The 21,138-nt window shown below is 60.1% G+C and carries 21 protein-coding genes and 4 tRNA genes; 17 read left to right on the top strand and 8 right to left on the bottom strand.

What is annotated here, in order from left to right:
- Positions 1 to 14 precede the first annotated feature (14 nt).
- Positions 15 to 785 carry a hypothetical protein gene (locus tag BK660_RS07545; protein WP_123432785.1) on the bottom strand — a complete coding sequence of 257 codons (771 nt, stop codon included), beginning with the start codon at positions 783 to 785 and terminating at the stop codon, positions 15 to 17.
- Between the two features lie 378 nt (positions 786 to 1,163).
- Here BK660_RS07545 and BK660_RS07540 point away from each other — a divergent pair.
- From BK660_RS07540 to BK660_RS07525, 4 genes are all read left to right on the top strand, one after another.
- A tRNA-Glu gene (locus BK660_RS07540) sits at positions 1,164 to 1,239 on the top strand.
- 2 nt (positions 1,240 to 1,241) lie between these two features.
- Positions 1,242 to 1,317 (top strand) — tRNA-Gly (locus BK660_RS07535).
- Positions 1,318 to 1,422: 105 nt separating this feature from the next.
- Positions 1,423 to 1,498, top strand: a tRNA-Glu gene (locus BK660_RS07530).
- Between the two features lie 3 nt (positions 1,499 to 1,501).
- A tRNA-Gly gene (locus tag BK660_RS07525) sits at positions 1,502 to 1,577 on the top strand.
- A 126-nt stretch (positions 1,578 to 1,703) separates the two neighbouring features.
- Here the strand turns inward: BK660_RS07525 and BK660_RS07520 are convergent.
- The 4 genes from BK660_RS07520 to BK660_RS07505 all read right to left on the bottom strand — a co-directional run bounded on the left by BK660_RS07520 (position 1,704) and on the right by BK660_RS07505 (position 5,769).
- Entirely contained in the window at positions 1,704 to 3,443 is a 1,740-nt protein-coding gene (locus tag BK660_RS07520; protein ID WP_123432784.1) for a dipeptidase, read from the bottom strand.
- Positions 3,444 to 3,640: 197 nt separating this feature from the next.
- Complete coding sequence (locus BK660_RS07515) at positions 3,641 to 4,279, bottom strand: LysE family translocator (protein WP_123432783.1); 639 nt, start codon at positions 4,277 to 4,279, stop codon at positions 3,641 to 3,643.
- 1 nt (position 4,280) lies between these two features.
- Complete coding sequence (locus BK660_RS07510; RefSeq protein ID WP_123432782.1) at positions 4,281 to 5,051, bottom strand: 2OG-Fe(II) oxygenase; 771 nt, start codon at positions 5,049 to 5,051, stop codon at positions 4,281 to 4,283.
- Positions 5,052 to 5,142: 91 nt separating this feature from the next.
- On the bottom strand, positions 5,143 to 5,769 hold the full coding sequence (locus BK660_RS07505; RefSeq protein ID WP_123432781.1) for an alanyl-tRNA editing protein: 627 nt from the start codon (positions 5,767 to 5,769) through the stop codon (positions 5,143 to 5,145).
- 90 nt (positions 5,770 to 5,859) lie between these two features.
- Between BK660_RS07505 and BK660_RS07500 the strand changes: the two genes are divergently transcribed.
- Positions 5,860 to 6,849: a LysR family transcriptional regulator gene (locus BK660_RS07500; RefSeq protein ID WP_123432780.1), complete on the top strand. Its 990-nt coding sequence runs from the start codon at positions 5,860 to 5,862 to the stop codon at positions 6,847 to 6,849.
- A gap of 158 nt (positions 6,850 to 7,007) precedes the next feature.
- Here the strand turns inward: BK660_RS07500 and BK660_RS07495 are convergent, their stop codons facing one another.
- Both BK660_RS07495 and BK660_RS07490 read right to left on the bottom strand, forming a co-directional pair.
- Complete coding sequence (locus BK660_RS07495; protein ID WP_027924016.1) at positions 7,008 to 7,415, bottom strand: PA2817 family protein; 408 nt, start codon at positions 7,413 to 7,415, stop codon at positions 7,008 to 7,010.
- Positions 7,416 to 7,489: 74 nt separating this feature from the next.
- Positions 7,490 to 9,937, bottom strand: coding sequence for an acyl-CoA dehydrogenase (locus tag BK660_RS07490; RefSeq protein ID WP_123432779.1), 2,448 nt, complete (start codon positions 9,935 to 9,937; stop codon positions 7,490 to 7,492).
- A gap of 248 nt (positions 9,938 to 10,185) precedes the next feature.
- Between BK660_RS07490 and BK660_RS07485 the strand changes: the two genes are divergently transcribed.
- The 4 genes from BK660_RS07485 (at position 10,186) to BK660_RS07470 (ending at position 13,352) form a co-directional block, all read left to right on the top strand.
- Positions 10,186 to 10,845 (top strand): transglutaminase-like domain-containing protein, encoded by a 660-nt coding sequence (locus BK660_RS07485; protein WP_123432778.1) that lies wholly within the window; start codon positions 10,186 to 10,188, stop codon positions 10,843 to 10,845.
- 43 nt (positions 10,846 to 10,888) lie between these two features.
- The gene (locus tag BK660_RS07480) at positions 10,889 to 11,512 is read left to right on the top strand and encodes a glutathione S-transferase family protein (protein WP_123432777.1); all 624 of its coding nucleotides are present in this window, start codon (positions 10,889 to 10,891) and stop codon (positions 11,510 to 11,512) included.
- A 131-nt stretch (positions 11,513 to 11,643) separates the two neighbouring features.
- Positions 11,644 to 12,576, top strand: a complete 933-nt coding sequence (locus BK660_RS07475) for an ABC transporter ATP-binding protein (protein ID WP_123432776.1) — start codon at positions 11,644 to 11,646, stop codon at positions 12,574 to 12,576.
- Positions 12,573 to 13,352, top strand: a complete 780-nt coding sequence (locus BK660_RS07470) for an ABC transporter permease (protein ID WP_123432775.1) — start codon at positions 12,573 to 12,575, stop codon at positions 13,350 to 13,352. The genes BK660_RS07475 and BK660_RS07470 overlap by 4 nt, the downstream gene beginning before the upstream one ends.
- Positions 13,353 to 13,430: 78 nt before the next feature.
- On the opposite strand, the gene BK660_RS07465 is transcribed toward BK660_RS07470, so the two are convergent.
- Positions 13,431 to 13,946 carry a DUF2062 domain-containing protein gene (locus tag BK660_RS07465; RefSeq protein WP_123432774.1) on the bottom strand — a complete coding sequence of 172 codons (516 nt, stop codon included), beginning with the start codon at positions 13,944 to 13,946 and terminating at the stop codon, positions 13,431 to 13,433.
- Positions 13,947 to 14,081: 135 nt separating this feature from the next.
- Here BK660_RS07465 and BK660_RS07460 point away from each other — a divergent pair, with 135 nt between their 5' ends.
- The 8 genes from BK660_RS07460 to murB all read left to right on the top strand — a co-directional run bounded on the left by BK660_RS07460 (position 14,082) and on the right by murB (position 20,942).
- Entirely contained in the window at positions 14,082 to 16,316 is a 2,235-nt protein-coding gene (locus tag BK660_RS07460) for a DNA internalization-related competence protein ComEC/Rec2 (protein ID WP_123432773.1), read from the top strand.
- 97 nt (positions 16,317 to 16,413) lie between these two features.
- Complete coding sequence (locus BK660_RS07455; RefSeq protein WP_123432772.1) at positions 16,414 to 17,052, top strand: MotA/TolQ/ExbB proton channel family protein; 639 nt, start codon at positions 16,414 to 16,416, stop codon at positions 17,050 to 17,052.
- A complete protein-coding gene (locus BK660_RS07450) occupies positions 17,049 to 17,480 on the top strand; it encodes an ExbD/TolR family protein (RefSeq protein WP_123432771.1) in 432 nt (143 codons plus the stop codon). The genes BK660_RS07455 and BK660_RS07450 overlap by 4 nt, the downstream gene beginning before the upstream one ends.
- Positions 17,480 to 18,490 (top strand): tetraacyldisaccharide 4'-kinase, encoded by a 1,011-nt coding sequence (lpxK, locus tag BK660_RS07445; protein ID WP_123432770.1) that lies wholly within the window; start codon positions 17,480 to 17,482, stop codon positions 18,488 to 18,490. Before BK660_RS07450 ends, lpxK begins: the two co-directional genes overlap by 1 nt.
- A gap of 25 nt (positions 18,491 to 18,515) precedes the next feature.
- On the top strand, positions 18,516 to 18,701 hold the full coding sequence (locus BK660_RS07440) for a Trm112 family protein (protein ID WP_007945752.1): 186 nt from the start codon (positions 18,516 to 18,518) through the stop codon (positions 18,699 to 18,701).
- Positions 18,698 to 19,462, top strand: a complete 765-nt coding sequence (gene kdsB / locus BK660_RS07435; RefSeq protein ID WP_123432769.1) for a 3-deoxy-manno-octulosonate cytidylyltransferase — start codon at positions 18,698 to 18,700, stop codon at positions 19,460 to 19,462. The genes BK660_RS07440 and kdsB overlap by 4 nt, the downstream gene beginning before the upstream one ends.
- On the top strand, positions 19,462 to 19,926 hold the full coding sequence (locus BK660_RS07430; protein WP_123432768.1) for a low molecular weight protein-tyrosine-phosphatase: 465 nt from the start codon (positions 19,462 to 19,464) through the stop codon (positions 19,924 to 19,926). The genes kdsB and BK660_RS07430 overlap by 1 nt, the downstream gene beginning before the upstream one ends.
- Entirely contained in the window at positions 19,923 to 20,942 is a 1,020-nt protein-coding gene (gene murB, locus BK660_RS07425) for a UDP-N-acetylmuramate dehydrogenase (RefSeq protein ID WP_123432767.1), read from the top strand. The genes BK660_RS07430 and murB overlap by 4 nt, the downstream gene beginning before the upstream one ends.
- The last annotated feature ends 196 nt before the right edge of the window (positions 20,943 to 21,138 follow it).

Here is a 21,138-nt window from a genome sequence, read left to right as displayed (position 1 = left end):
TCTGTTTTCGCTGATCAGTCGTAGATCACTCTCTTTTTCCAGTCGGCATCGGCGTCGACTTGTTTGAGGCCTACGTTCAACTGGTTTGCCTCGCCCTCAACGGCAGCGATGTTGTCCATCACCATGGCGTTGGCGCGGGCCAGGAGTTTCTCCAGGTATTCCAGCTGCTCGGAGTAGACCTGCGGCTCCTGCTGTTTGCGCAGGTACTGCACGCCCCGTTCGAACGCCAGACGCGCCTGGCCCGGCTGGTTCTGTTGCAAGCAATGCTGGCCAAGGTTGTTGAAGAATTCGATGTGCAGCAGCACCAGGATATGGCGGACTTCGCGGATCCAGCGCTTGGCTTCGTTGGTCGGCAGGAAACCATCCTGGGCAGCACGGGTGATCTGGCCATGCAGGGCTTCCAGCAGGAAACGTACGTCCTTGGCCTTGGCTTCGGTCTGGATCGGTGCCGGCGGGTTGTTGACCGGGATCGACTCACCTTGGGCGGCAAGGGCCTCCAGTTCGGTGATCCGCGCCCTGAGGTTGGCGCTGGTCTTTTCCAGGTTGAGCAGGCGCTGGCAGACGTTGAGCTCCAAGCGGGTCAACAGCAGCTTGAGCGCCGGTGTCATCAACTGGCCGGGAAAGGTTTCGGTGATCTCGCCGCAGCGACGCAGGCGGTCGTTGAGCTCAACCTTGGTGCGGGCCCTTTCCAGCTTGTTGTTTTCCACCACATGGTTCATGTAGCCAATGGCGATCAATAGTGCGATCCCGGCTACAACTAGCAGGGTGATCATGAGTGGTGTCACCGGTAAGACCTCTTTATAGGGTTTGCGTTCGAGTGTAGTGGCTTGCCATTGGGGCGCATAGGCCGCTCGACGACTTGAATCAGCTATGGCCATAAATGTATCGGCCGTTGCTCTGCTTGTATAAATGGTGGCGAAGATATTTCAGATTGCCATCATCTTGATGGCGTGGACTATAACGTCTTGAAGGAGGCCGGAATATAGGCGTGGGGCCCCAGTCTGCGGAAAAGCCCGAAACGCGTCTGAAAGCAGGGCGAAGTCATTGATTTAAATAAATTTATATCTGGGGGTTGACGACCCCTCAATCCATCCATAGAATGCGCGCCACTTACAGCGTAAAGCACACAGCGAAACGAGGTAGGGAGTGAATGTTGTACGTGTGTCCCCTTCGTCTAGTGGCCTAGGACACCGCCCTTTCACGGCGGTAACAGGGGTTCGAGTCCCCTAGGGGACGCCAATGCGGGAATAGCTCAGTTGGTAGAGCACGACCTTGCCAAGGTCGGGGTCGCGAGTTCGAGTCTCGTTTCCCGCTCCATTTTTAAGCAGCGTTGCTTTCGGGCGGCGTTGAGTGAAACCAGAACCGATATCTTCGGATACGGATTTGGGCACTGAAATACACACCATGTGTTTCAGTTAGCGTGTCCCCTTCGTCTAGTGGCCTAGGACACCGCCCTTTCACGGCGGTAACAGGGGTTCGAGTCCCCTAGGGGACGCCATTTGCGGGAATAGCTCAGTTGGTAGAGCACGACCTTGCCAAGGTCGGGGTCGCGAGTTCGAGTCTCGTTTCCCGCTCCATATTTAACGAAAACGCCGCTCAGCAATGAGCGGCGTTTTTGTTTGTGCGTTTTTTATGGCGCAACAAAAAAGGACCTTCGGGTCCTTTTTTGTTAGGCCCCGCCGCATGGCGGGGCCGGCAAGCGATCAGAGCTTCGGCAACTGCCCGATGCGCCCCATCATTTCGGTCACGATCTGCAGGTCCAGCAGAAACTGGTCAACCGTCTTGAACTCGTTATCCGTGTGGCCGGTGTACTTCACTTCCGGCCGGGCCAGGCCAAATTGCACGCCATTGGGCAGTTCATGCACCGAGGTGGCGCCGGCAGAGGTGCCGTACTTGTTTTCCATGCCCAGGTTTTCGCTGGCCACGGCCAACAGTGCCTTGACCCATTCGCCTTCAGGGTTGCGGTACATCGGCTCAGCGATCGAGTAGTCGAACGTTGCCGCTACGTGGCTCTTCTTGCTCCAGGCGCCAATTTTTTCGGCGATTTCGGCCTTCAGCGCTTCCGGGGACTTGCCCTTCGGCACGCGCAGATTGACCGCCAGCTTGAAGGTTTTGTCGTCCATCCCGACAAACGTCAGGGATGTGGTCAGCGGGCCCATAAAGTCATCGGCAAAACCGACACCCAATTTCCCGCCCAGGTAATCCAGACCCCAGTTGTCGGCGGCGTAGCGGGCAGCGTCGGTGATGTGGTTGTGCTTGAGTGCGATTTTTCCGTCGAGGCTGTTGATGAAGTCCAGCATTCTCGCTACCGGGTTAACGCCAGACTCGGGCTCGGAGGAGTGGGCGGAAACGCCGGTCACCGTGAGCTTGACATCTTTGTCGACGACTTTGGCAGTCACCTCGAAGTTTCCACCGTTGCGCTTGGCGTACTCGCTACCGGCCTTTTGCAGGCTGGCGGCCAGTTCGGCAGGTTTGTCAGTCACTAATGTGGCGACCGAAGCCGACGGAATCTGGTTGGTGGCCAAGCCGCCGGTCATAGAGGTGATTTCCGCGCCCTGGCCCTCGCCGTTACGCCGGGCAAAGCTGGCCATCACCGTGCCGTAGCCTTTTTCGGCGATGACCACCGGGTAGCCACCATCCAGCGCCAGGTTGTAGTTGGGCGTCGGGTTGTGTTCGAAGTAATAGGGGATGGCGTCGCCGGTGGTTTCTTCGGTGGTGTCGACCAGCAGCTTGAAGTTCCTCGCCAGCGGCAGCTTCTCTTCCTTGATGACTTTCATGGCGTAGAGCGCCACGACGATACCGTTCTTGTCGTCCTCGGTGCCGCGGCCATACATGCGGTCGCCGATCAGGGTGACCTTGAACGGATCCAGGCGGGTGCCGTCTTTCAGGACCCAGTTCTCCGGCGTCACCGGCACCACGTCGGCGTGCGCGTGAATGCCCACCACTTCATCACCGCTGCCCTCGAGGGAGATTTCATAGACGCGGTTGTCGATGTTGCGGAAATTCAGGTTGAAGGACTGGGCAAGGTTTTTGATTTTGTCGGCGATCTTGATGAATTCGGGATTGTCGTGCTGAGCAACGCCCTCCACCTGGAAGGTCGGGATTGCTACCAGCTCACGCAAGGTCTCGGTGGCCGCCGCGCCGTATTTCACCCGTGCGTAGAGGCCCAGCAGACGATGGATCTCGTTCTGCTGTTCAGGGGTCAGCGTCTTGTTGTCCTGGAAAGCGCTGATGGCCGGGCCGAGGTCGGCGGTTTTGGCCAGGTCACTCTTGGCCACGCCTGCCAGGAACTGCCTGAAATCCATGGCTGAGGCGTCGCTGAAATTCTTGAGAATGGTCGCGCTCTGTTGCGGTGTAATGTTGGTTTGCGCGGCGACGGCAAACGACGAAAGGCTGGCCAGAATCAGGGTCGACGCAGCCAGGTGCTTGAATGAAAAGTCCATTGCTTGGGGCATTCCTTTGCAGGCAGTTTGTGGGAAGTGTCTGATCGATTGGTCAGAAACATTTCCAACCTAACACCACGTAGGCGTGAAAGGGGAGTCCCTGACGTGGGATCTGTCGCACAGAAACGCAAAAGCGACGCAGATATGAAAAAGGCCCGCGAGTGAGACTCGGCGGGCCTTTTACGTGGGCGCAGGTTTTACATCGACAGAATCAGGCGACCGGCAAACAGGATCAGAATCACCCCCATCGTCCGTTCAAACCAATGCCCCATGCGCATGAACAGCATGCGCACCCGGGCGCTGGAAAAGAACAGCGCGACGATCACAAACCACAACGCATTCACAAAACACATCCAGACCCCATACAGCGCCTGGATCTTCAGCGGTGTCGTGGCACTGATAATGGTGGTGAAAATCGCCAGGAAAAACAGCGTCGCCTTGGGGTTGGTCGCGTTGGTCAGAAACCCGGTGGTGAACGCCTTCAACAGCGTTTGTTCGACGACAGGCTCGTCCGCGACTTTATCGCCCTCAAGCGCGGACTTGGGTTTGCTGCGCAACAGGCTGATCCCGAGGTACAAAATGTAGGCGCCGCCCACGACCTTGGCCACGGTCAACAACCACGGCGTGGTATGCATCAGCGCGCCGACCCCGAGCAGGGTGTAAAGCACGTGCACGGAAATCCCCGCGCCGATGCCCAGCGCCGTGCAGATGCCCACCAATCGGCCGAAACGCACGCTCTGGCGGATGGTCACGGCAAAGTCCGGCCCGGGTGCGACCACGGCCAGGAAGTGAATGGTTGCCAGCGCCAGAAACTCGCCCAGGTAATTCGAAAGCATCTCAACTCCAGAAGGTAAGGGGTGAAGCATTGCCGCGGTAGCCGACAAAGAACGAAAGGCTCAATCGCGGATCCGCCACGCCCGGTGTCACCGAGTGCATGCAGCGCGAATTGAACATGATGAAATCGCCCGGCTCGGGGCGTATCTCCAAGGTCGGAGGGCCGAGCAGGGCCGGGTCGATGCCGTAGCTGTCGCCGCGCATTTCGTCGAACTGGTCCGGAGAAATGTCGTCGTCCCACATCTGCAACGTGCCGCCCTCGGTCGGCATGTTCAGGTACACGTTGCAGGCGAACTGCGCTTCCAGGCTTCTGGCCTGGTAACTGTCCGGGGCGTCCTTGGCGAAAATGTCGTGGTGGGCGAGGAAGCACACCCCCGGTTTCACCACCCGGGACAGGCCGACATACATCTTGCGACCGTAGAGGTTTTCCAGGTGCGCGCCTGCCGGCCAGGATTCGTCGAGCATGCAGCGCAGGGTGTCGACCGGGGACGAGTAGGGCGCGCAACGGTTACGCAATTCCGCAATGTTGCGGGTGGCGCGTTCGAAGTAGTCCTCGATCAGCAGCGGCTGGTTTTCCGCTTCATAAAACGCCATGCCGATGCGGCCGATGCTCGGCGCATTGATATAGCCTTCGAAACCGGGGGCGAGGATCTTGTCGCCAATCTGAATCGCCAGCGGCTGGGGCAACAGGCCTTTGACGCGGATGGCGAGGACTTCTTCATTGGCCAGTTTTTTTATGCACGTCTCATCGAGACGCTCGACGTCAAGCATCATGTCTTAGGTCCATCTATCAGATAGTCAACAGAACCCGCGAGCGCAGGCTCCCCGGCGTCAGGCGATGACCGTGCCGCCATCGCCCAAATGCTCAATCCACGGTGTAGTGGACTGACAGCGTTCCCTTCTTCAATGAAAGGGAGGCGATCGTGACCGTGCCCAATTCCTTCAGGCTACGTACATGGGTGCCGCCGCAACCGTAGGCGGGCAGTGCACCGAAGCCTATTTCCCGGGCGCCTTCGCGCAATGACGTCAGGCGCGGAAAATCCTCGGCGATCCACTGTTCAATGCCTAGTTGAACGGTTTGGGCATCGACGTCCTGTGCGCTTTCCAGCGCTTTGAACTGCACCCGCCCTTCGCCCGGCCAGTGATGCGCCTTGATCGGCATCCAGCCCTTGGCCTGGACGAAGTGGCCGATCAGATGCCCGGCCGAATGCATGCGCGTATTGAACTGGCGTCGCTCGCCGTCCACGCGAATCTGGGTCATGCCGGATTTTACCGGTTGGTCGACAAAATGAATGATCCGCTCAGGATCCTGGATGACCCGCAGTACCTGGCTATCGCCAATGGAGCCTGTATCAAAGGGCTGTCCGCCACCCTGGGGATGGAACAGCGTGGCGCGCAGCACTACCGCAAATTCGTTCTCATGGGGCGTGCAATCCAGGACTTCCACATTGGCCTTGAGGTCATCACTATGGAAAAAGAGGCGAAGCGTCATATTCCATGCCCTTATTAAAGTTTCTGTTTTTATTATATGAAGCGTGGAATTGCGTGATAATCCGTTCAAACATCAAAGGACTGTTGCGCTGTGAGCATAAATCTTCCACTGCCGCTGCTTGGGGAAATGGCGATTTTCGTCAAGGTTGTCGAGACCGGCAGCTTTTCCGAGGCGGCCCGCCAACTGGGTTCTTCACCTTCGGCGGTCAGTCGCAGTATTTCGCGGCTGGAGAAGGCGCTGGCCACGCGCTTGCTGCAACGAACCACACGCAAATTGCGCTTGAGCGACGGTGGCGAAGAAGTGTTCAAGCGTTGCCAGGACATGGTCAGCGCGGCCAAATCGGTGATGGAAATCAGCGGGCAGTTCACCCATGAAGCCGAAGGGCTGGTGCGGGTCAGTGTGCCCAAGGCCGTGGGGCGATTTGTGATTCACCCGCATATGCCGGAATTTCTGCGGCGTTATCCCAAAGTTGACGTGGAGTTGTTGCTTGAGGATCGGCAGGTGGATCTGATCGACGACAACGTTGATCTCGCCATCCGTATTACCGACCGGCCGCCTGCTGGATTGGTCGGACGGCAATTGCTGACCATCGACCATTTGCTCTGTGCCACGCCGCAATACCTGGCCGAGCACGGCACGCCCACCCATCCCCACGATCTGCTCAATCACAGTTGTATCTACCTGGGCGAAACTCCGAGTGATGCGCGCTGGAAATTCAAGAAAGGCACCAAAGCGGTAACAGTTGGCGTGCGCGGGCGGTATGCCGCCAATCACACGGGTGTGCGGTTGGGTGCGGTGTTGCAGCACATCGGCATTGGCAGCCTGCCGTATTTCACCGCGCGTTATGCGCTGGAACAGGGGCTGATTGTGCAGGTGTTGCCAGACTGGACGTTTCTGGCTTCGTACCATGGTGGCGCGTGGTTGCTGCATTCGCCGACACGGTATCTGCCACCGAAGTTGCGGGTGTTTATTGATTATCTGGTTGAGTGCCTGGAGCAGGAGCCAACGTTGAGCAAGCCGGGGAAGGCCGGCAAGGTCGCGGCGGAGTATGAGTTTCCTGAGAGTGATGGGCTGCTCTGACTGGCGCCTTCGCGAGCAAGCCCGCTCCCACATTGGAACACGGTCAAATGTGGGAGCGGGCTTGCTCGCGAAGGCGTCCCCCCAGGCGCCACATTACCAGCCACAAAAAAAGGCCCGCATGTTCAACCATGCGGGCCTTTTGCATTACTGATCGGTAATCAGTGCTTGCTGTCGTCGTTCGACATCGCCAGCAGTTGTTTTTCCTGGTTCCAGTCAAACGGTTCGTCGTTCTGTTCAGCTTCGAAACGACGTTCTTCCAGCGCCTGATACAGATCGATTTCATCATCGGGCATGTAATGCAGGCAGTCACCGGCGAAGTACCACAGCAGGTCGCGCGGGACCAGGTGGGCAATTTGCGGGTAGCGGGTGATCACCTGGCAGAGGATGTCCTGGCCCAGGTATTGGCTTTCGATCGGATCGACCGGCAGCAACGCACGCAATTCATCGAAGCGCTCCAGGAACAAGGCATGGCTTTCTTCGGGAACCTGTTCGGCCTCACCCACGGCGACCAGGATGCTGCGCAAGTGGTCAAGCAAGACGAGATGGTCGGCAACGACGTTGGACACGAGATAAGTCCTCAAGAGCAAAACGGGCGCGGGAGTATAAAGCCCCTGCGCCCGTTTTGCATGGGGGCACTGGATCAGCGGACCTTTCCTGGTGCCAGCGCCAGCTCCTCTTTGTCGAAATCATCGACGTCGATCACCTTGCGCCGCGCCGCTTCGGCGGCCCGCAGGGTCTGCGCTTCCGTTGCCTGCAATACGCCCGCTTCCAGCGCGGCATCGATGACGTGTTCCCCGGCGGTCGGCTTGACCTGGCCACTCTTGAGCGCAACGTGGAGTTTTTTCTGCAGCGGCTGCGCCGCGTTCAACAGATTGCAGGCGTGTTGCAAAGCACCGACAGCATCCTCGGCCGATTGCGGACGGTAGCAACCGCCCAGCAACTCTTCGAGCGTCGGGTCGCACTTGGCGCGACCAATCACGGCAGCCACTTCGGCGCCGAGTTTGTCCGATGGCCCTTTGTGTCGACGGCCGAACGGGAACACGATCACCCGCAACAGGCAACCCAGGACCTTGTTGGGGAAATTGGTCAGCAGTTCATCCAGTGCCCGTTCCGACTGGCCAAGGCTTTCCTCCATGGCCCAGGTAAACAGCGGCGCCATGTGCTCCGGTGAATCGAGATCGTGGTAACGCTTGAGGGCGGCAGAGGCGAGGTACAGGTTGCTGAGCACGTCCCCGAGGCGTGCCGACAGGCGTTCGCGGCGTTTCAGTTCACCGCCCAGCAGCATCATGCTCAGGTCCGCCAACATGGCGAACGCGGCGGCCTGACGGTTGAGCGCGCGGAAGTAGCCCTGGCTGAGCGTGTTGCCCGGCGTGTGTTCGAAGTGCCCGAAACCGAGGTTCAGCACCAGCGTGCTGGCGGCGTTGCTTACGGCAAAACCAATGTGCTTGAGGAGTAAGCCATCGAACTCGGTGAGAGCCTGATCCTTGTCTTCACGACCGGCGAGGGCCATTTCCTTGAGCACGAACGGATGGCAGCGAATGGCACCCTGGCCGAAGATCATCAGGTTGCGCGAAAGAATGTTCGCGCCTTCCACGGTGATGAAAATCGGCGCGCCATTCCAGCTGCGACCGAGGTAGTTGTTCGGCCCCATGATGATGGCTTTACCGCCGTGAACGTCCATCGCGTGACTGATGCACTCGCGACCGCGTTCGGTCAGGTGATACTTGAGAATCGCCGAGAGCACCGACGGTTTTTCACCCAGATCCACCGCGTTGGCGGTCAGCATGCGCGCCGCGTCCATCATCCAGGCGTTGCCGCCGATGCGCGCCATGGCTTCCTGAATCCCTTCGAACGCTGACAATGGAACGTTGAATTGCTCGCGGACCTGAGCGTACTGCCCCGTCACCAGGCTGGTGAACTTGGCCGCGCCGGTGCCGACTGCCGGCAACGAGATCGAACGCCCGACCGACAGGCAGTTCATCAGCATCATCCAGCCTTTGCCGAGCATTTCCTGGCCGCCGATGAGGAAGTCGAGCGGCACGAACACGTCCTTGCCGGAGTTCGGGCCGTTCATGAACGCGGCCCCCAGCGGCAGGTGACGGCGGCCGATTTCAACACCGGCCGTGTCGGTTGGAATCAGCGCCAGGCTGATGCCGAGGTCCTCCTTGTCACCCAGCAAGTGGTCCGGGTCATAGGCCTTGAAGGCGAGGCCGAGCAGGGTCGCCACCGGGCCGAGCGTGATGTAACGCTTTTCCCAGTTCAGGCGCAGGCCGAGGGTTTCCTTGCCTTCCCATTCACCTTTGCAGATCACCCCGGTGTCGGGCATGGCCCCGGCGTCGGAACCGGCCAGCGGACCGGTCAGCGCGAAGCACGGAATGTCGTCACCACGCGCCAGCCGAGGCAGGTAATGATTGCGTTGTTCATCGGTGCCGTAATGCAGCAACAGTTCGGCCGGACCGAGGGAGTTGGGGACCATCACGGTGGACGCAAGATCGCCGCTGCGGGTCGCCAGTTTCATCGCGACCTGTGAGTGGGCGTAGGCGGAGAAGCCCTTGCCCCCAAATTCCTTGGGAATGATCAGTGCGAAGAAGCCGTTTTCCTTGATGTGCGCCCAGGCTTCGGCGGGCAGGTCCATGTCTTGCCCGATCTGCCAGTCGGTAACCATGGCGCAGAGTTCGTCGGTCGGGCCGTCGATGAAAGCCTGTTCTTCTTCAGTCAGCTGAGCCTTCGGATAGGACAGCAATTTGTCCCAGTCCGGACGGCCGCTGAACAATTCGCCGTCCCACCACACGGTGCCGGCGTCGATGGCATCGCGCTCGGTTTGCGACATCGGCGGCAGGGTTTTCTGGAACCAGCTGAACAGCGGCGCGCTGAAGAACTTGCGACGCAGGTCGGGCAGCAGCAATGGCGCCGCAACGGCTGCAATCAACACCCAGAACACCAGCAGCAGCCAACCGGGCGCGCGGCTGAAAGCCCCCATCGCGACGATGTAGACGGCAACGATGCACAGGGCGGGCAGGGGGGCGGTGCGACGATGGGCTAACCAGGCTATCCCGACAATCAGAACCAGTATCCACAACAGCAGCATATTTAATCCTCCGTGAACCAGGGTAAAACCAACCTTCAGAGCTTAGACGGCATCCGCCAATCAGGGTGGTCAGAGCGAGGTGATTGAAATCGTGGGAAACCTTGGATGAGATTTGTAGGCTCGGTTGGCAACACGCTGGGGAATTCGTTCGTTTCCTACGCGACAATGCGCCCAAGTTTGGCCGAAACGTCGTTATCTCTGTGCTGAACCTGTCGCTAGACTCGGGACTTCCCCAGGAGATTGATCTCATGCACGAGTACTTGAGTCCCGGCCGCTTCATCGATAGTGACCACCCCTCGGTGGTGGAGTTCGCCGAAAAACACCGCGGCACCAGTCGTGATCCGCTTGAGCAGGCGATCAACCTCTATTACGCCGTGCGCGAAGCCGTGCGTTACAACCCCTACACGTTCAGCCGCGACCCAGAGACTCTGCGCGGCAGTTATGCGCTGGCCACCGGCGAAAGCTATTGCGTGCCCAAAGCCACGTTGCTGGCCGGTGCTGCGCGACATTGCGGGATCCCGGCGCGGATCGGCCTGGCCGATGTGCGCAATCACCTGTCGACCCCGCGTTTGCTCGAACTGCTGAAAAGCGATGTGTTCGCCATGCACGGCTACACCGAGCTGTATCTGAACGACCGCTGGGTCAAGGCCACGCCGGCGTTCAACCAGCAACTCTGTGAATTGTTCAATGTCGCGCCGCTGGAATTCGACGGGATCAACGACAGCGTCTTTCATCCGTTCAATCGCGATGGCGCACAGTTGATGGAGTACCTGGTCGATCACGGCCAGTTCACCGATGTGCCGGAAGCGTTCTTTTTCGAGCACCTGGAAAAGTGCTACCCGCACCTGTTCAGCGACACACTGCCGGCCCTGCTGGGGGATATGCAGAGCGATTTGAGTCGCGCCTGATCCGGCGTATGCTGCCTGCCCACTTGTCGAAAAAGAGGCGGTCATGCTGAAGATCTGGGGTCGTAAAAACTCGTCGAATGTCAGAAAACCTTTGTGGGCCGCCGAAGAGCTGGGGCTGGCCTACGAGGCCATCGATGCGGGCGGCGCCTTTGGTGTCGTCGATACGCCGCAGTACCGGGCGATGAACCCCAACGGTCGCATTCCGGTGATCGAGGACGACGGTTTTGTGTTGTGGGAATCCAACGCTATCGTGCGTTACCTGTTGGCCAGTCACGCCAGCGGCACGGCGTGGTATCCGGCGAATCTGCAAGCCCGCGCTGCGGCCGACAAATGGATGGACTGGGCCACTTCAAGCCTTGCCGGCCCGTTCCGCACCGTGTTCTGGGGGGTATTGCGCACGCCGGCCGACAAGCAGGACTGGCCAGCCATCCATGCCGCGATCAAGGAATGCGAGGACTTGCTGTCGATCGCCGATCAGGCACTGGCCGTCACGCCGTACTTGTCCGGCGATGAAATCGGCATGGGCGATATTCCGCTCGGCAGTGCTATTTATGCTTGGTTCGAAATGCCGATCGAGCGCCGGTCACTGCCACATCTTGAGGCGTGGTACGCCCGGTTGAAACAGCGTCCGGCGTATCAAAAAGCCGTTATGACCGCGTTGACTTAATACTCACTATCGACACACTTGACTGTACTTGTGTGGCGGCGACAAGCACCATTGCGCTCATGTGCCGTGGTTGTTCCAGTCGCCGCCGGCCGTCTTTTATCCCTTTTTTCCTTCTTGGTGCGTAATCCGATATGAGTTCCGCTCTGTCCATCCGGCAGCTAACCAAAACCTACGGCAACGGTTTCCAGGCCCTGAGTGGTATCGATCTGGACGTTGCCGAAGGTGACTTCTTCGCCTTGCTCGGCCCTAACGGCGCCGGCAAATCCACGACCATCGGCATTCTCTCGACCCTGGTGAACAAGACCAGCGGAACGGTGAATATCTTCGGTCACGACCTGGACAAGAATCCTGCACAGCTCAAGCGCTCCATCGGCGTGGTGCCCCAGGAATTCAACTTCAACCAGTTCGAAAAGACCTTCGACATCGTCGTGACCCAGGCCGGTTATTACGGCATCCCGCCGAAAATCGCCAAGGAACGCGCTGAGCAATACCTGACCCAACTGGGGCTGTGGGACAAACGCGATGTGCCGTCGCGTTCACTGTCTGGCGGCATGAAACGTCGATTGATGATCGCCCGTGCGCTGGTCCACGAACCGCGCCTGCTGATCCTCGACGAACCAACGGCGGGTGTGGACATCGAGTTGCGTCGCTCGATGTGGACCTTCCTCACCGAGCTGAACCAGAAAGGCATCACCATCATCCTCACCACGCATTATCTGGAAGAGGCTGAGCAGTTGTGCCGCAACATCGGCATCATCGACCACGGCACCATTGTCGAGAACACCAGCATGAAACAGTTGCTCAGCCAACTGCATGTGGAAACCTTCCTGCTCGACATTAAAAACACCTTGACCAGTGCGCCTCAGTTGCTCGGCTACCCGACCCGTCTGCTCGATGGTCACACACTGGAAGTCCAGGTCGACAAGGCCATGGGCATTACCGCGCTGTTTACACAACTGGCGCAGCAAAACATCGAAGTGCTGAGCCTGCGTAACAAAACCAATCGCCTCGAGGAGTTGTTCGTGTCCCTGGTGGAGAAAAATCTGTCGAAGGTGGCGGTATGAGTTCCGAGCTGCAGCCCAACCTCGTTGCCCTCAATACCATCGTTTACCGTGAGGTCCGGCGCTTTACCCGGATCTGGCCGCAGACGTTGCTGCCGCCGGCCATCACCATGGTTTTGTATTTCGTGATTTTCGGCAATCTGATCGGCAAGCAGATTGGTGGCATGGGTGGCTTCACTTACATGGAATACATCGTGCCAGGGCTGATCATGATGTCGGTGATCACCAACTCCTACGGCAACGTGGTGTCGAGTTTCTTCGGCAGCAAGTTCCAGCGTTCTATCGAAGAACTGATGGTGTCACCGGTGTCGCCGCATACGATTCTGGTCGGCTACACCCTGGGCGGCGTGCTGCGCGGGCTGATGGTCGGGATCATCGTGACGATACTGTCGCTGTTCTTCACCGATTTGCAGGTACATCACCTCGGCGTGACCATTCTGGTGGTGGTGCTGACGGCGACGATCTTCTCGCTGCTGGGCTTCATCAACGCCGTGTTTGCACGCAACTTCGATGACATCTCGATCATCCCGACCTTCGTGCTGACACCGCTGACGTACCTGGGCGGGGTGTTCTACTCGATCTCCCTGTTGCCTCCGTTCTGGCAGACCGTATCGCTGGCGAACCCGGTGCTGCACATGGTCAACGCCTTCCGTTACGGCATCCTTGGGGTTTCGGACATCAAGATCAGCATTGCCATCACCTTTATGCTGGTGGCGACGATTGTGTTGTATGTCGGTTGTGCACGGTTGCTGGTCAGTGGGCGCGGGATGCGTACCTAAGGGATACCGAGTCGCTCTCTTCGCGAGCACAAACACCACATAAAAAACGGCCTCCACACTGGAGGCCGTTTTGCATTCCTACATCCGGTTTTTCTTGCGCCGCTTCCACTGCCGCGCCACCCACCACCGCCAGTACATCATGGTCAGGAAGTAAGCGAGCGCCCCCAACACCAGCCCCGTCACCACCGAACCCAGCAAAAACGGTTGCCATAACGTCGACAATTCGCCGCGGACCCATTCCCAGGACAGTGAGTCGGGCAACTGACGAGTGGGCACATCCAATAGCCACGCCCCGGTCTGGTACGTGCAGAAAAACACCGCCGGCATGGTAATCGGGTTGGTCAGCCAGACCAGGCTCACCGCAATCGGCATGTTGCCCCGCACCATGATCGCCAGCACCGCGGCCAGGAGCATTTGCAACGGGATCGGCAAAAACGCCGCGAACAGGCCGACCGCCATCGCCCGCGCCACAGAGTGACGGTTGAGGTGCCAGAGGTTGGGGTCATGCAGCAGGGTGCCGAGAAAGCGTAAGGATTTGTGTTCCCTGATGCTGGTCGGGTCTGGCATGTAGCGTTTGAATAAGCGCCGGGGCATAAGGCTTCTCGGTCGGTTAAGGCGGCAAGTATGTCTGGATTCTACGAACCGCCCATTCAGACTTTGTGACAATTGATATCGGCGCCGGTGCGGTTGGCCGACTATGCCTAGGTGGAGACTCTCAAGGATGAGTGTATGCGCACTGGGATGTTGGCGCTGGCGCTGGGCTTGTTGGCCCTGCGTTTTTTGCCGGTTTTACCGCCGGTCTGGTTATGGCTGTTGCTGCCACTGTCGGCTTTGATGCTGTTGCCGTTTCGGACGTATCCGTTGGCGTTTTTCCTGTTCGGCTTCAGTTGGGCGTGCGCGAATGCGCAGTGGGCGCTTGATGATCGGCTGCCACAAAAACTTGATGGCGAAACCCGTTGGGTTGAAGGGCGGGTGACGGGGTTGCCGCAAAATGCCGACGGCGTGGTGCGATTCGAACTGACGGACAGTCAATCAAGGCGGACGAAGCTGCCCAAGCGTTTGCGCCTGGCCTGGTATGGCGGGTCGCCCGTCAGCAGCGGCGAACGCTGGCGACTGGCGGTCAAGTTGAAGCGTCCCGCCGGGCTGCTCAATCCGCATGCCTTCGATTACGACGCCTGGCTGCTGGCTCAACGTATCGGCGCAACCGGCACGGTCAAGGACGGTGAGCGACTCGTCGAAGCCCGATGGGCCTGGCGCGACGGCATCCGTCAGCGTTTACTCGCGGTCGACGCCCAAGGCCGAACCGCTGCGTTGACCGCGCTGGTACTGGGCGATGGCGCCGGGCTGAGCCGTGAGGAATGGCAGGTGCTGCAAGACACCGGCACCGTGCATCTGCTGGTGATTTCCGGGCAGCACATCGGCATGTTGGCGGGGCTGGTCTACCTGCTGATCGCCGGGTTGGCGCGTTTTGGCCTGTGGCCAGGCCGTTTACCGTGGCTGCCATGGGCATGCGGGCTGGCGTTCTCGGCGGCGCTGGCTTACGGGTTGTTGGCCGGCTTCGACGTTCCGGTGCAGCGCGCCTGCGTGATGATCGGCTTGGTGCTGCTGTGGCGGCTGCGCTTTCGTCACCTCGGCACCTGGTGGCCGCTGCTGCTGGCGCTCAATGGTGTTTTGCTGCTGGATCCGTTGGCCAGCCTGCAACCGGGGTTCTGGTTGTCCTTCGCCGCCGTTGCGGTGCTGATCTTCACCTTTGGCGGGCGACTGGGCCCCTGGCGGTGGTGGCAAACCTGGACCCGGGCTCAATGGCTGATCGCGATCGGCCTGTGTCCTTTGTTGCTGGTGCTCGGCTTGCCGATCAGCCTCAGCGGGCCGCTGGTCAATCTGCTGGCAGTGCCCTGGATCAGCCTGGTGGTGTTGCCGCCAGCCTTGCTCGGGACATTGTTGTTGCCCGTCCCTTATGTGGGCGAAGGGTTGCTGTGGCTGGCGGGCGGCTTGATCGACTGGATGTTCAAGGCGCTGACCATGATGGCCGGGCAATTGCCCGCGTGGGTGCCGGTGGCGGTTCCGTGGTGGAGTTGGGCGCTAGGCACGCTGGGCGCTTTCCTGTTGCTGTTGCCGCGAGGTGTGCCATTGCGCCCATTGGGCTGGCCGCTGCTGTTGTTGCTGGTGTTTGCGTCTCGGCCGCTGTTGCCGGAAGGCAGGGCCGATGTCTGGCAACTGGACGTCGGCCAAGGCTTGGCCATCCTGGTGCGGACCCGCCATCACATGCTGTTGTATGACGCCGGGCCGCGTTTCGGTGATATGGACATGGGGGCGCGGGTGGTGCTGCCGTCGTTGCGCAAACTCGGGGTCAAGAGCCTGGACCTGATGTTGATCAGTCACGCCGATGCCGATCACGCCGGCGGTGCGCGAGCCGTGAGCAATGGCCTGCCGGTCAAACAGGTACTCAGTGGCGATCCCGAGGGTTTACCGGCCGAACTGCAGGCCCAAGGCTGTGACAGCGGCCGGCAATGGACCTGGGACGGTGTGAACTTCCAGTTGTGGCAATGGACGTCGGCCCATGACAGCAATCAGAAATCCTGCGTCCTGCAAATAGAAGCGAGCGGCGAGCGACTGTTGCTGACGGGTGATATCGACACCGCTGCGGAACGGGCCTTGCTGGAGAGTCCGCTGGCAGTGGCCACCGATTGGTTGCAGTCACCGCATCACGGCAGCCGCAGTTCCTCGTCAATGGCCCTGTTGAGCTCGTTGCAACCCAAGGCCGTATTGATTTCCCGGGGGCAGGGCAATTCCTTTGGGCATCCTCACCCCACGGTCGTGGCGCGTTATCAAAAGCGCGGCATGGCGATTTACGACAGTGCTGAGCACGGTGCCATTCATCTGCAGCTGGGGCGTTTCCAGCCGCCGTGGACGATGCGTCTGGACCGGCGTTTCTGGCGCGATCCACCGCCCGTCAATAAATAGCCGAGAGTTATCAAAGCCCGACCGGATGCGACATCACGCTCTTCGGTGCGCCGACCCCCTATGTTAGAGTGTCGCACTTTTTCGAGGGGACTTCACTGTGTGGGAATTGGTCAAATCCGGCGGCTGGATGATGCTGCCGATCATTCTGAGTTCCATCGCGGCCATGGCAATCGTCGCCGAGCGTCTGTGGACCCTGCGTGCCAGCCGCGTGACGCCCGAGCACTTGCTCGGCCAGGTCTGGGTCTGGATCAAGGACAAACAGCTCAATAAAGAAAAACTCAAGGAACTGCGCGCCAACTCGCCGTTGGGCGAGATCCTCGCGGCAGGCCTGGCCAACTCCAAGCATGGTCGCGAGATCATGAAAGAGTGCATCGAAGAGGCCGCCGCCCGGGTCGTCCATGAACTGGAGCGCTACATCAACGCCCTGGGCACCATCGCCGCCATGGCCCCGTTGCTCGGGTTGCTCGGCACGGTGCTGGGCATGATCGATATCTTCAGCTCGTTCATGGGCACGGGCATGACCACCAACGCCGCCGTGCTGGCCGGCGGTATTTCCAAAGCGTTGATCACCACGGCTTCGGGCCTGATCGTCGGTATCCCGGCGGTGTTCTTCCACCGGTTCCTGCAACGGCGCATCGATGAGCTGGTGGTGGGGATGGAGCAGGAAGCGATCAAACTGGTCGAGGTCGTACAGGGTGACCGTGACGTGGACCTGTCCGAGGGCAAAAAAGCGTGAAATTCCGCCGCAAGCAACGGGAGAACGTGGACATCAATCTCGTGTCGCTGATCGACGTGGTGTTTGTCCTGCTGCTGTTTTTCGTTGTGACCACCACCTTTACCCGAGAAACCCAGTTGCGCGTCGAACTGCCGGAAGCGGTCAGCGGCGCGTCGGCTGACGATCAACCGGTCAAGCAACTGGACATTGCGATCAACGCCGAAGGCGTGTTCTCGGTGAACAATCGAGTGCTGCCCAAGAGCGACCTGGCGACCGTGATGGACGCGCTGCAAAAAGAATCCAACGGCGATACCAAGCTGCCGCTGTCGATCAGCGCTGACGGCAAGACTCAACATCAGTCTGTCATTACCGCCATGGACGCCGCCGGCAAGCTCGGTTTCAGCCACTTGCGCATGACCACTGTCGAGGCGGCGGCGCCCGCGCATTGATGGCCATGTCTGATCGCTTGCTCGCCGCGTGGTACGAAGGTCATCCGGCCCTGAAGCTGTTGCAGCCACTGGAGTGGCTGTATCGGCGGGTGGTCATGAACAAGCGCAAGCGATTCCTGGCGGGTGAGGGCGAGATCTATCAACCGCCCGTGCCGCTGATCGTGGTCGGCAATATCACCGTCGGCGGCACGGGCAAGACGCCGCTGATCCTGTGGATGATCGAGCATTGCCAGCGCAGCGGGTTGCGCGTCGGTGTGGTCAGTCGTGGTTACGGCGCCAAGCCGCCGCAGTTGCCGTGGCGGGTCGAAGCTGACCAAAGCGCGGATGTTGCGGGCGATGAACCGTTGTTGATCGTCCAGCGTACCGGCGTGCCGTTGATGATCGACCCGGACCGCAGCAGCGCGGTTAAAGCGTTGCTGGCGAGCGAGCCGCTGGACCTGATCCTCTCCGATGACGGCATGCAGCATTACCGCCTGGCCCGCGACCTCGAACTGGTACTGATCGACGCCGCCCGAGGCCTGGGCAACCGGCGTTGCCTGCCGGCCGGACCGCTGCGCGAGCCGGTCGAACGCCTGCAAAGCGTCGATGCGGTGCTCTACAACGGCGCCGCGGAGGATCGCGACGGCGGGTTTGCCTTCCAGCTGCAACCGACCGCCCTGATCAATTTACTTCGCGGTGAACGACGTCCCCTCGACCACTTCCCCGCAGGTCAGGCGGTGCATGCCGTGGCCGGAATCGGCAATCCGCAGCGTTTCTTCACCACCCTCGAAACGCTACACTGCAAACCTGTCCCGCACGCGTTTGCCGACCACGCCGAATACAGCGTGCAGGCCTTGAATTTCACCCCGTCATTGCCGTTGGTGATGACTGAAAAGGACGCGGTGAAGTGCCGTGCCTTCGCCGCCGCCGATTGGTGGTACCTGGCGGTCGATGCTGTGCCATCGCCGGCCTTCGTGGCCTGGTTCGATACGCAGCTGATGCGCCTGTTGCCGGCTCGTCTTTTGCCTTAACTCCGTTTTTATCCAGGGAATGCTCATGGACACCAAATTGCTCGACATCCTCGCTTGCCCGGTCTGCAAAGGCCCACTCAAGCTCAGCGCCGACAAGACCGAGCTGATCAGCAAGGGCGCCGGCCTCGCGTACCCGATTCGCGATGGCATCCCGGTGATGCTCGAAACCGAAGCCCGCACCCTGACCACCGACGAGCGTCTGGATAAATGACCACAGCCTTTACCGTTGTCATTCCATCGCGTTATGCCTCGACCCGCTTGCCGGGCAAACCGCTGCTGCTGATCGCCGGCAAGCCGATGATCCAGCACGTCTGGGAACAGGCGAGCAAAAGCAGCGCCCAGCGCGTGGTGGTTGCCACTGACGATGCGCGCATCGTCGAGGCGTGCAACGGCTTTGGCGCTGAAGTGGTGCTGACCCGCGAGGACCACAATTCCGGCACCGACCGTCTGGCCGAAGTCGCCGCGAAACTGGGCCTGGCGCCCGACGCCATTGTGGTCAACGTCCAGGGTGACGAACCGCTGATCCCGCCGAGCGTGATCGATCAGGTCGCGGCTAACCTCGCGGCCCACACCGAGGCGCGCATGGCCACCCTGGCCGAGCCGATCGAAGACGTGGAAACCCTGTTCAACCCCAACGTGGTCAAGGTCGTCAGCGACCTTAATGGTCTGGCGCTGACTTTCAGTCGCTCGACCTTGCCGTGGGCCCGCGATGCGTTCGCCAAAAGCCGCGAGCACTTGCCGGAAGGCGTGCCGTACCGTCGCCACATCGGCATTTATGCCTACCGCGCCGGTTTCCTGCATGACTTCGTCAGCTGGGGCCCGTGCTGGCTGGAAAACACCGAATCCCTGGAACAACTGCGTGCCTTGTGGCACGGCGTGCGGATTCACGTCGCCGACGCGCTGATCGCACCGCCTACCGGGGTCGACACCGTTGAAGACCTTGAGCGCGTTCGTCGCCTGCTGGAGGCCTGATGCGCGTTCTGTTCGTGTGCCTGGGCAACATCTGCCGTTCGCCAACGGCCGAAGGCGTGCTGCGGCATAAATTGCGCGAAGCGGGGCTGGCCGATCAGATTGAAGTCGCCTCCGCCGGCACTGGTGACTGGCATGTCGGCAAGGCGCCGGACAAACGCAGCCAGGCCGCGGCCAAACTGCGCGGCTACGACCTGTCCGCCCAGCGCGCCCAGCAAGTCAGTCGCGCCGATTTCGCCACTTATGACCTGATCCTGGCCATGGACAACAGCAACCTGCGCCACCTCAAGGCCTTGCAACCGGCCAAGGGCAAGGCCGAGCTGGACCTGTTCCTGCGTCGCTACCAGTCGGAACTCGATGAAGTGCCGGACCCGTACTACGACGGTGACCAGGGCTTCGAACAGGTGCTGGACCTGATCGAGCGCGCCAGTGACTTGCTGGTGATCGAATTGAAGGGACGGCTATGAGTTTGCAGGTTCAATCACAGGTTTCGCTCAAGCCGTTCAACAGCTTTGGTGTCGACGTCCAGGCTCGCCTGTTCGCCGAGGCGCATAGCGATGCCGACGTGCGTGAGGCCTTGGCCTACGCCGCAGAGCATGACGTGCCGTTGTTGGTGATTGGCGGCGGCAGCAATCTGCTGCTGACCGCCGATATCCAGTCGTTGGTGCTGCGCATGGCCACGCGCGGGATTCGTATCCTCAGTGATGACGGCAGCAAAGTCGTGATCGAAGCCGAGGCCGGCGAGCCGTGGCATCCGTTCGTGCAACACACCCTGGCGCAGGGTTTGTCGGGCCTGGAAAACCTCAGTCTGATCCCCGGCACGGTCGGTGCGGCACCGATGCAGAACATCGGTGCGTACGGGGTCGAGATCAAGGACGTGTTCTCCGGCCTGACCGCGCTGGATCGCCAGACCGGCGAGCTGCGGGATTTCGCCTTGGCTGAGTGCAACTTTGCTTACCGCGACAGCCTGTTCAAGCAGGAACCGGGTCGCTGGTTGATCCTGCGCGTTCGTTTCACCCTCGACCGCGCCGCGCACTTGCACCTGGAATACGGCCCGGTGCGCCAGCGCCTGACCGAGCAAGGCATCGAGCAACCGACGGCCACGGATGTCAGCCAGGCAATTTGCAGCATCCGCAACGAAAAGCTGCCGGACCCGGCGGTGCTGGGCAATGCCGGCAGCTTCTTCAAAAACCCGTTGGTGCCGGCGGCGCTGGTCGCCCGGCTCAAGGGCGAATACCCGGATCTGGTGGCGTATGCGCAACCTGACGGGCAAATGAAACTGGCGGCAGGCTGGTTGATCGAGCGGGCAGGGTGGAAGGGTTTCCGTGACGCAGATGCGGGCGTGCATAAGTTACAGGCGCTGGTGCTGGTCAATTACGGCGGTGCCACGGGCCTGCAATTGCTCAACCTGGCGCAGCGAATCCAGAAAGACATTTCAGAACGATTCCATGTCGATCTGGAAATGGAGCCCAATCAGTATTGAAGCTAAGCTTTCAGGACTGATCTCAAAGCCCTGCACACTTCCACTGTGCAGGGCTTTTTTGTTAATGCTGGGTTAACTTAGCCACCTAACGATGCAAGCATTTGCTCCATCAAAGGCCCGGTGCAGACCTTCCCGTCGCACAAGAGAGCCTCTTTAGCCTGAGTCGATCTGCGTATCACGAATCAAGATCCCACGG

The organism is Pseudomonas brassicacearum, from assembly GCF_003732265.1.
Lineage (GTDB): Bacteria > Pseudomonadota > Gammaproteobacteria > Pseudomonadales > Pseudomonadaceae > Aquipseudomonas > Aquipseudomonas brassicacearum_D.
This window is presented reverse-complemented; position numbering and strand designations above follow the sequence as displayed.

Coding starts and splice junctions, on each gene's coding strand:
- BK660_RS07485 (WP_123432778.1), top strand. CDS start 10,186: ATGCACGAGTACTTGAGTCCCGGCCGCTTCATCGATAGTGACCACCCC.
- BK660_RS07475 (WP_123432776.1), top strand. CDS start 11,644: ATGAGTTCCGCTCTGTCCATCCGGCAGCTAACCAAAACCTACGGCAAC.
- BK660_RS07460 (WP_123432773.1), top strand. CDS start 14,082: ATGCGCACTGGGATGTTGGCGCTGGCGCTGGGCTTGTTGGCCCTGCGT.
- BK660_RS07465 (WP_123432774.1), bottom strand. CDS start 13,946: ATGCCCCGGCGCTTATTCAAACGCTACATGCCAGACCCGACCAGCATC.
- murB (WP_123432767.1), top strand. CDS start 19,923: ATGAGTTTGCAGGTTCAATCACAGGTTTCGCTCAAGCCGTTCAACAGC.
- BK660_RS07520 (WP_123432784.1), bottom strand. CDS start 3,443: ATGGACTTTTCATTCAAGCACCTGGCTGCGTCGACCCTGATTCTGGCC.
- BK660_RS07440 (WP_007945752.1), top strand. CDS start 18,516: ATGGACACCAAATTGCTCGACATCCTCGCTTGCCCGGTCTGCAAAGGC.
- BK660_RS07470 (WP_123432775.1), top strand. CDS start 12,573: ATGAGTTCCGAGCTGCAGCCCAACCTCGTTGCCCTCAATACCATCGTT.
- BK660_RS07505 (WP_123432781.1), bottom strand. CDS start 5,769: ATGACGCTTCGCCTCTTTTTCCATAGTGATGACCTCAAGGCCAATGTG.
- BK660_RS07430 (WP_123432768.1), top strand. CDS start 19,462: ATGCGCGTTCTGTTCGTGTGCCTGGGCAACATCTGCCGTTCGCCAACG.
- BK660_RS07490 (WP_123432779.1), bottom strand. CDS start 9,937: ATGCTGCTGTTGTGGATACTGGTTCTGATTGTCGGGATAGCCTGGTTA.
- lpxK (WP_123432770.1), top strand. CDS start 17,480: ATGGCCATGTCTGATCGCTTGCTCGCCGCGTGGTACGAAGGTCATCCG.
- kdsB (WP_123432769.1), top strand. CDS start 18,698: ATGACCACAGCCTTTACCGTTGTCATTCCATCGCGTTATGCCTCGACC.
- BK660_RS07480 (WP_123432777.1), top strand. CDS start 10,889: ATGCTGAAGATCTGGGGTCGTAAAAACTCGTCGAATGTCAGAAAACCT.
- BK660_RS07510 (WP_123432782.1), bottom strand. CDS start 5,051: ATGATGCTTGACGTCGAGCGTCTCGATGAGACGTGCATAAAAAAACTG.
- BK660_RS07515 (WP_123432783.1), bottom strand. CDS start 4,279: ATGCTTTCGAATTACCTGGGCGAGTTTCTGGCGCTGGCAACCATTCAC.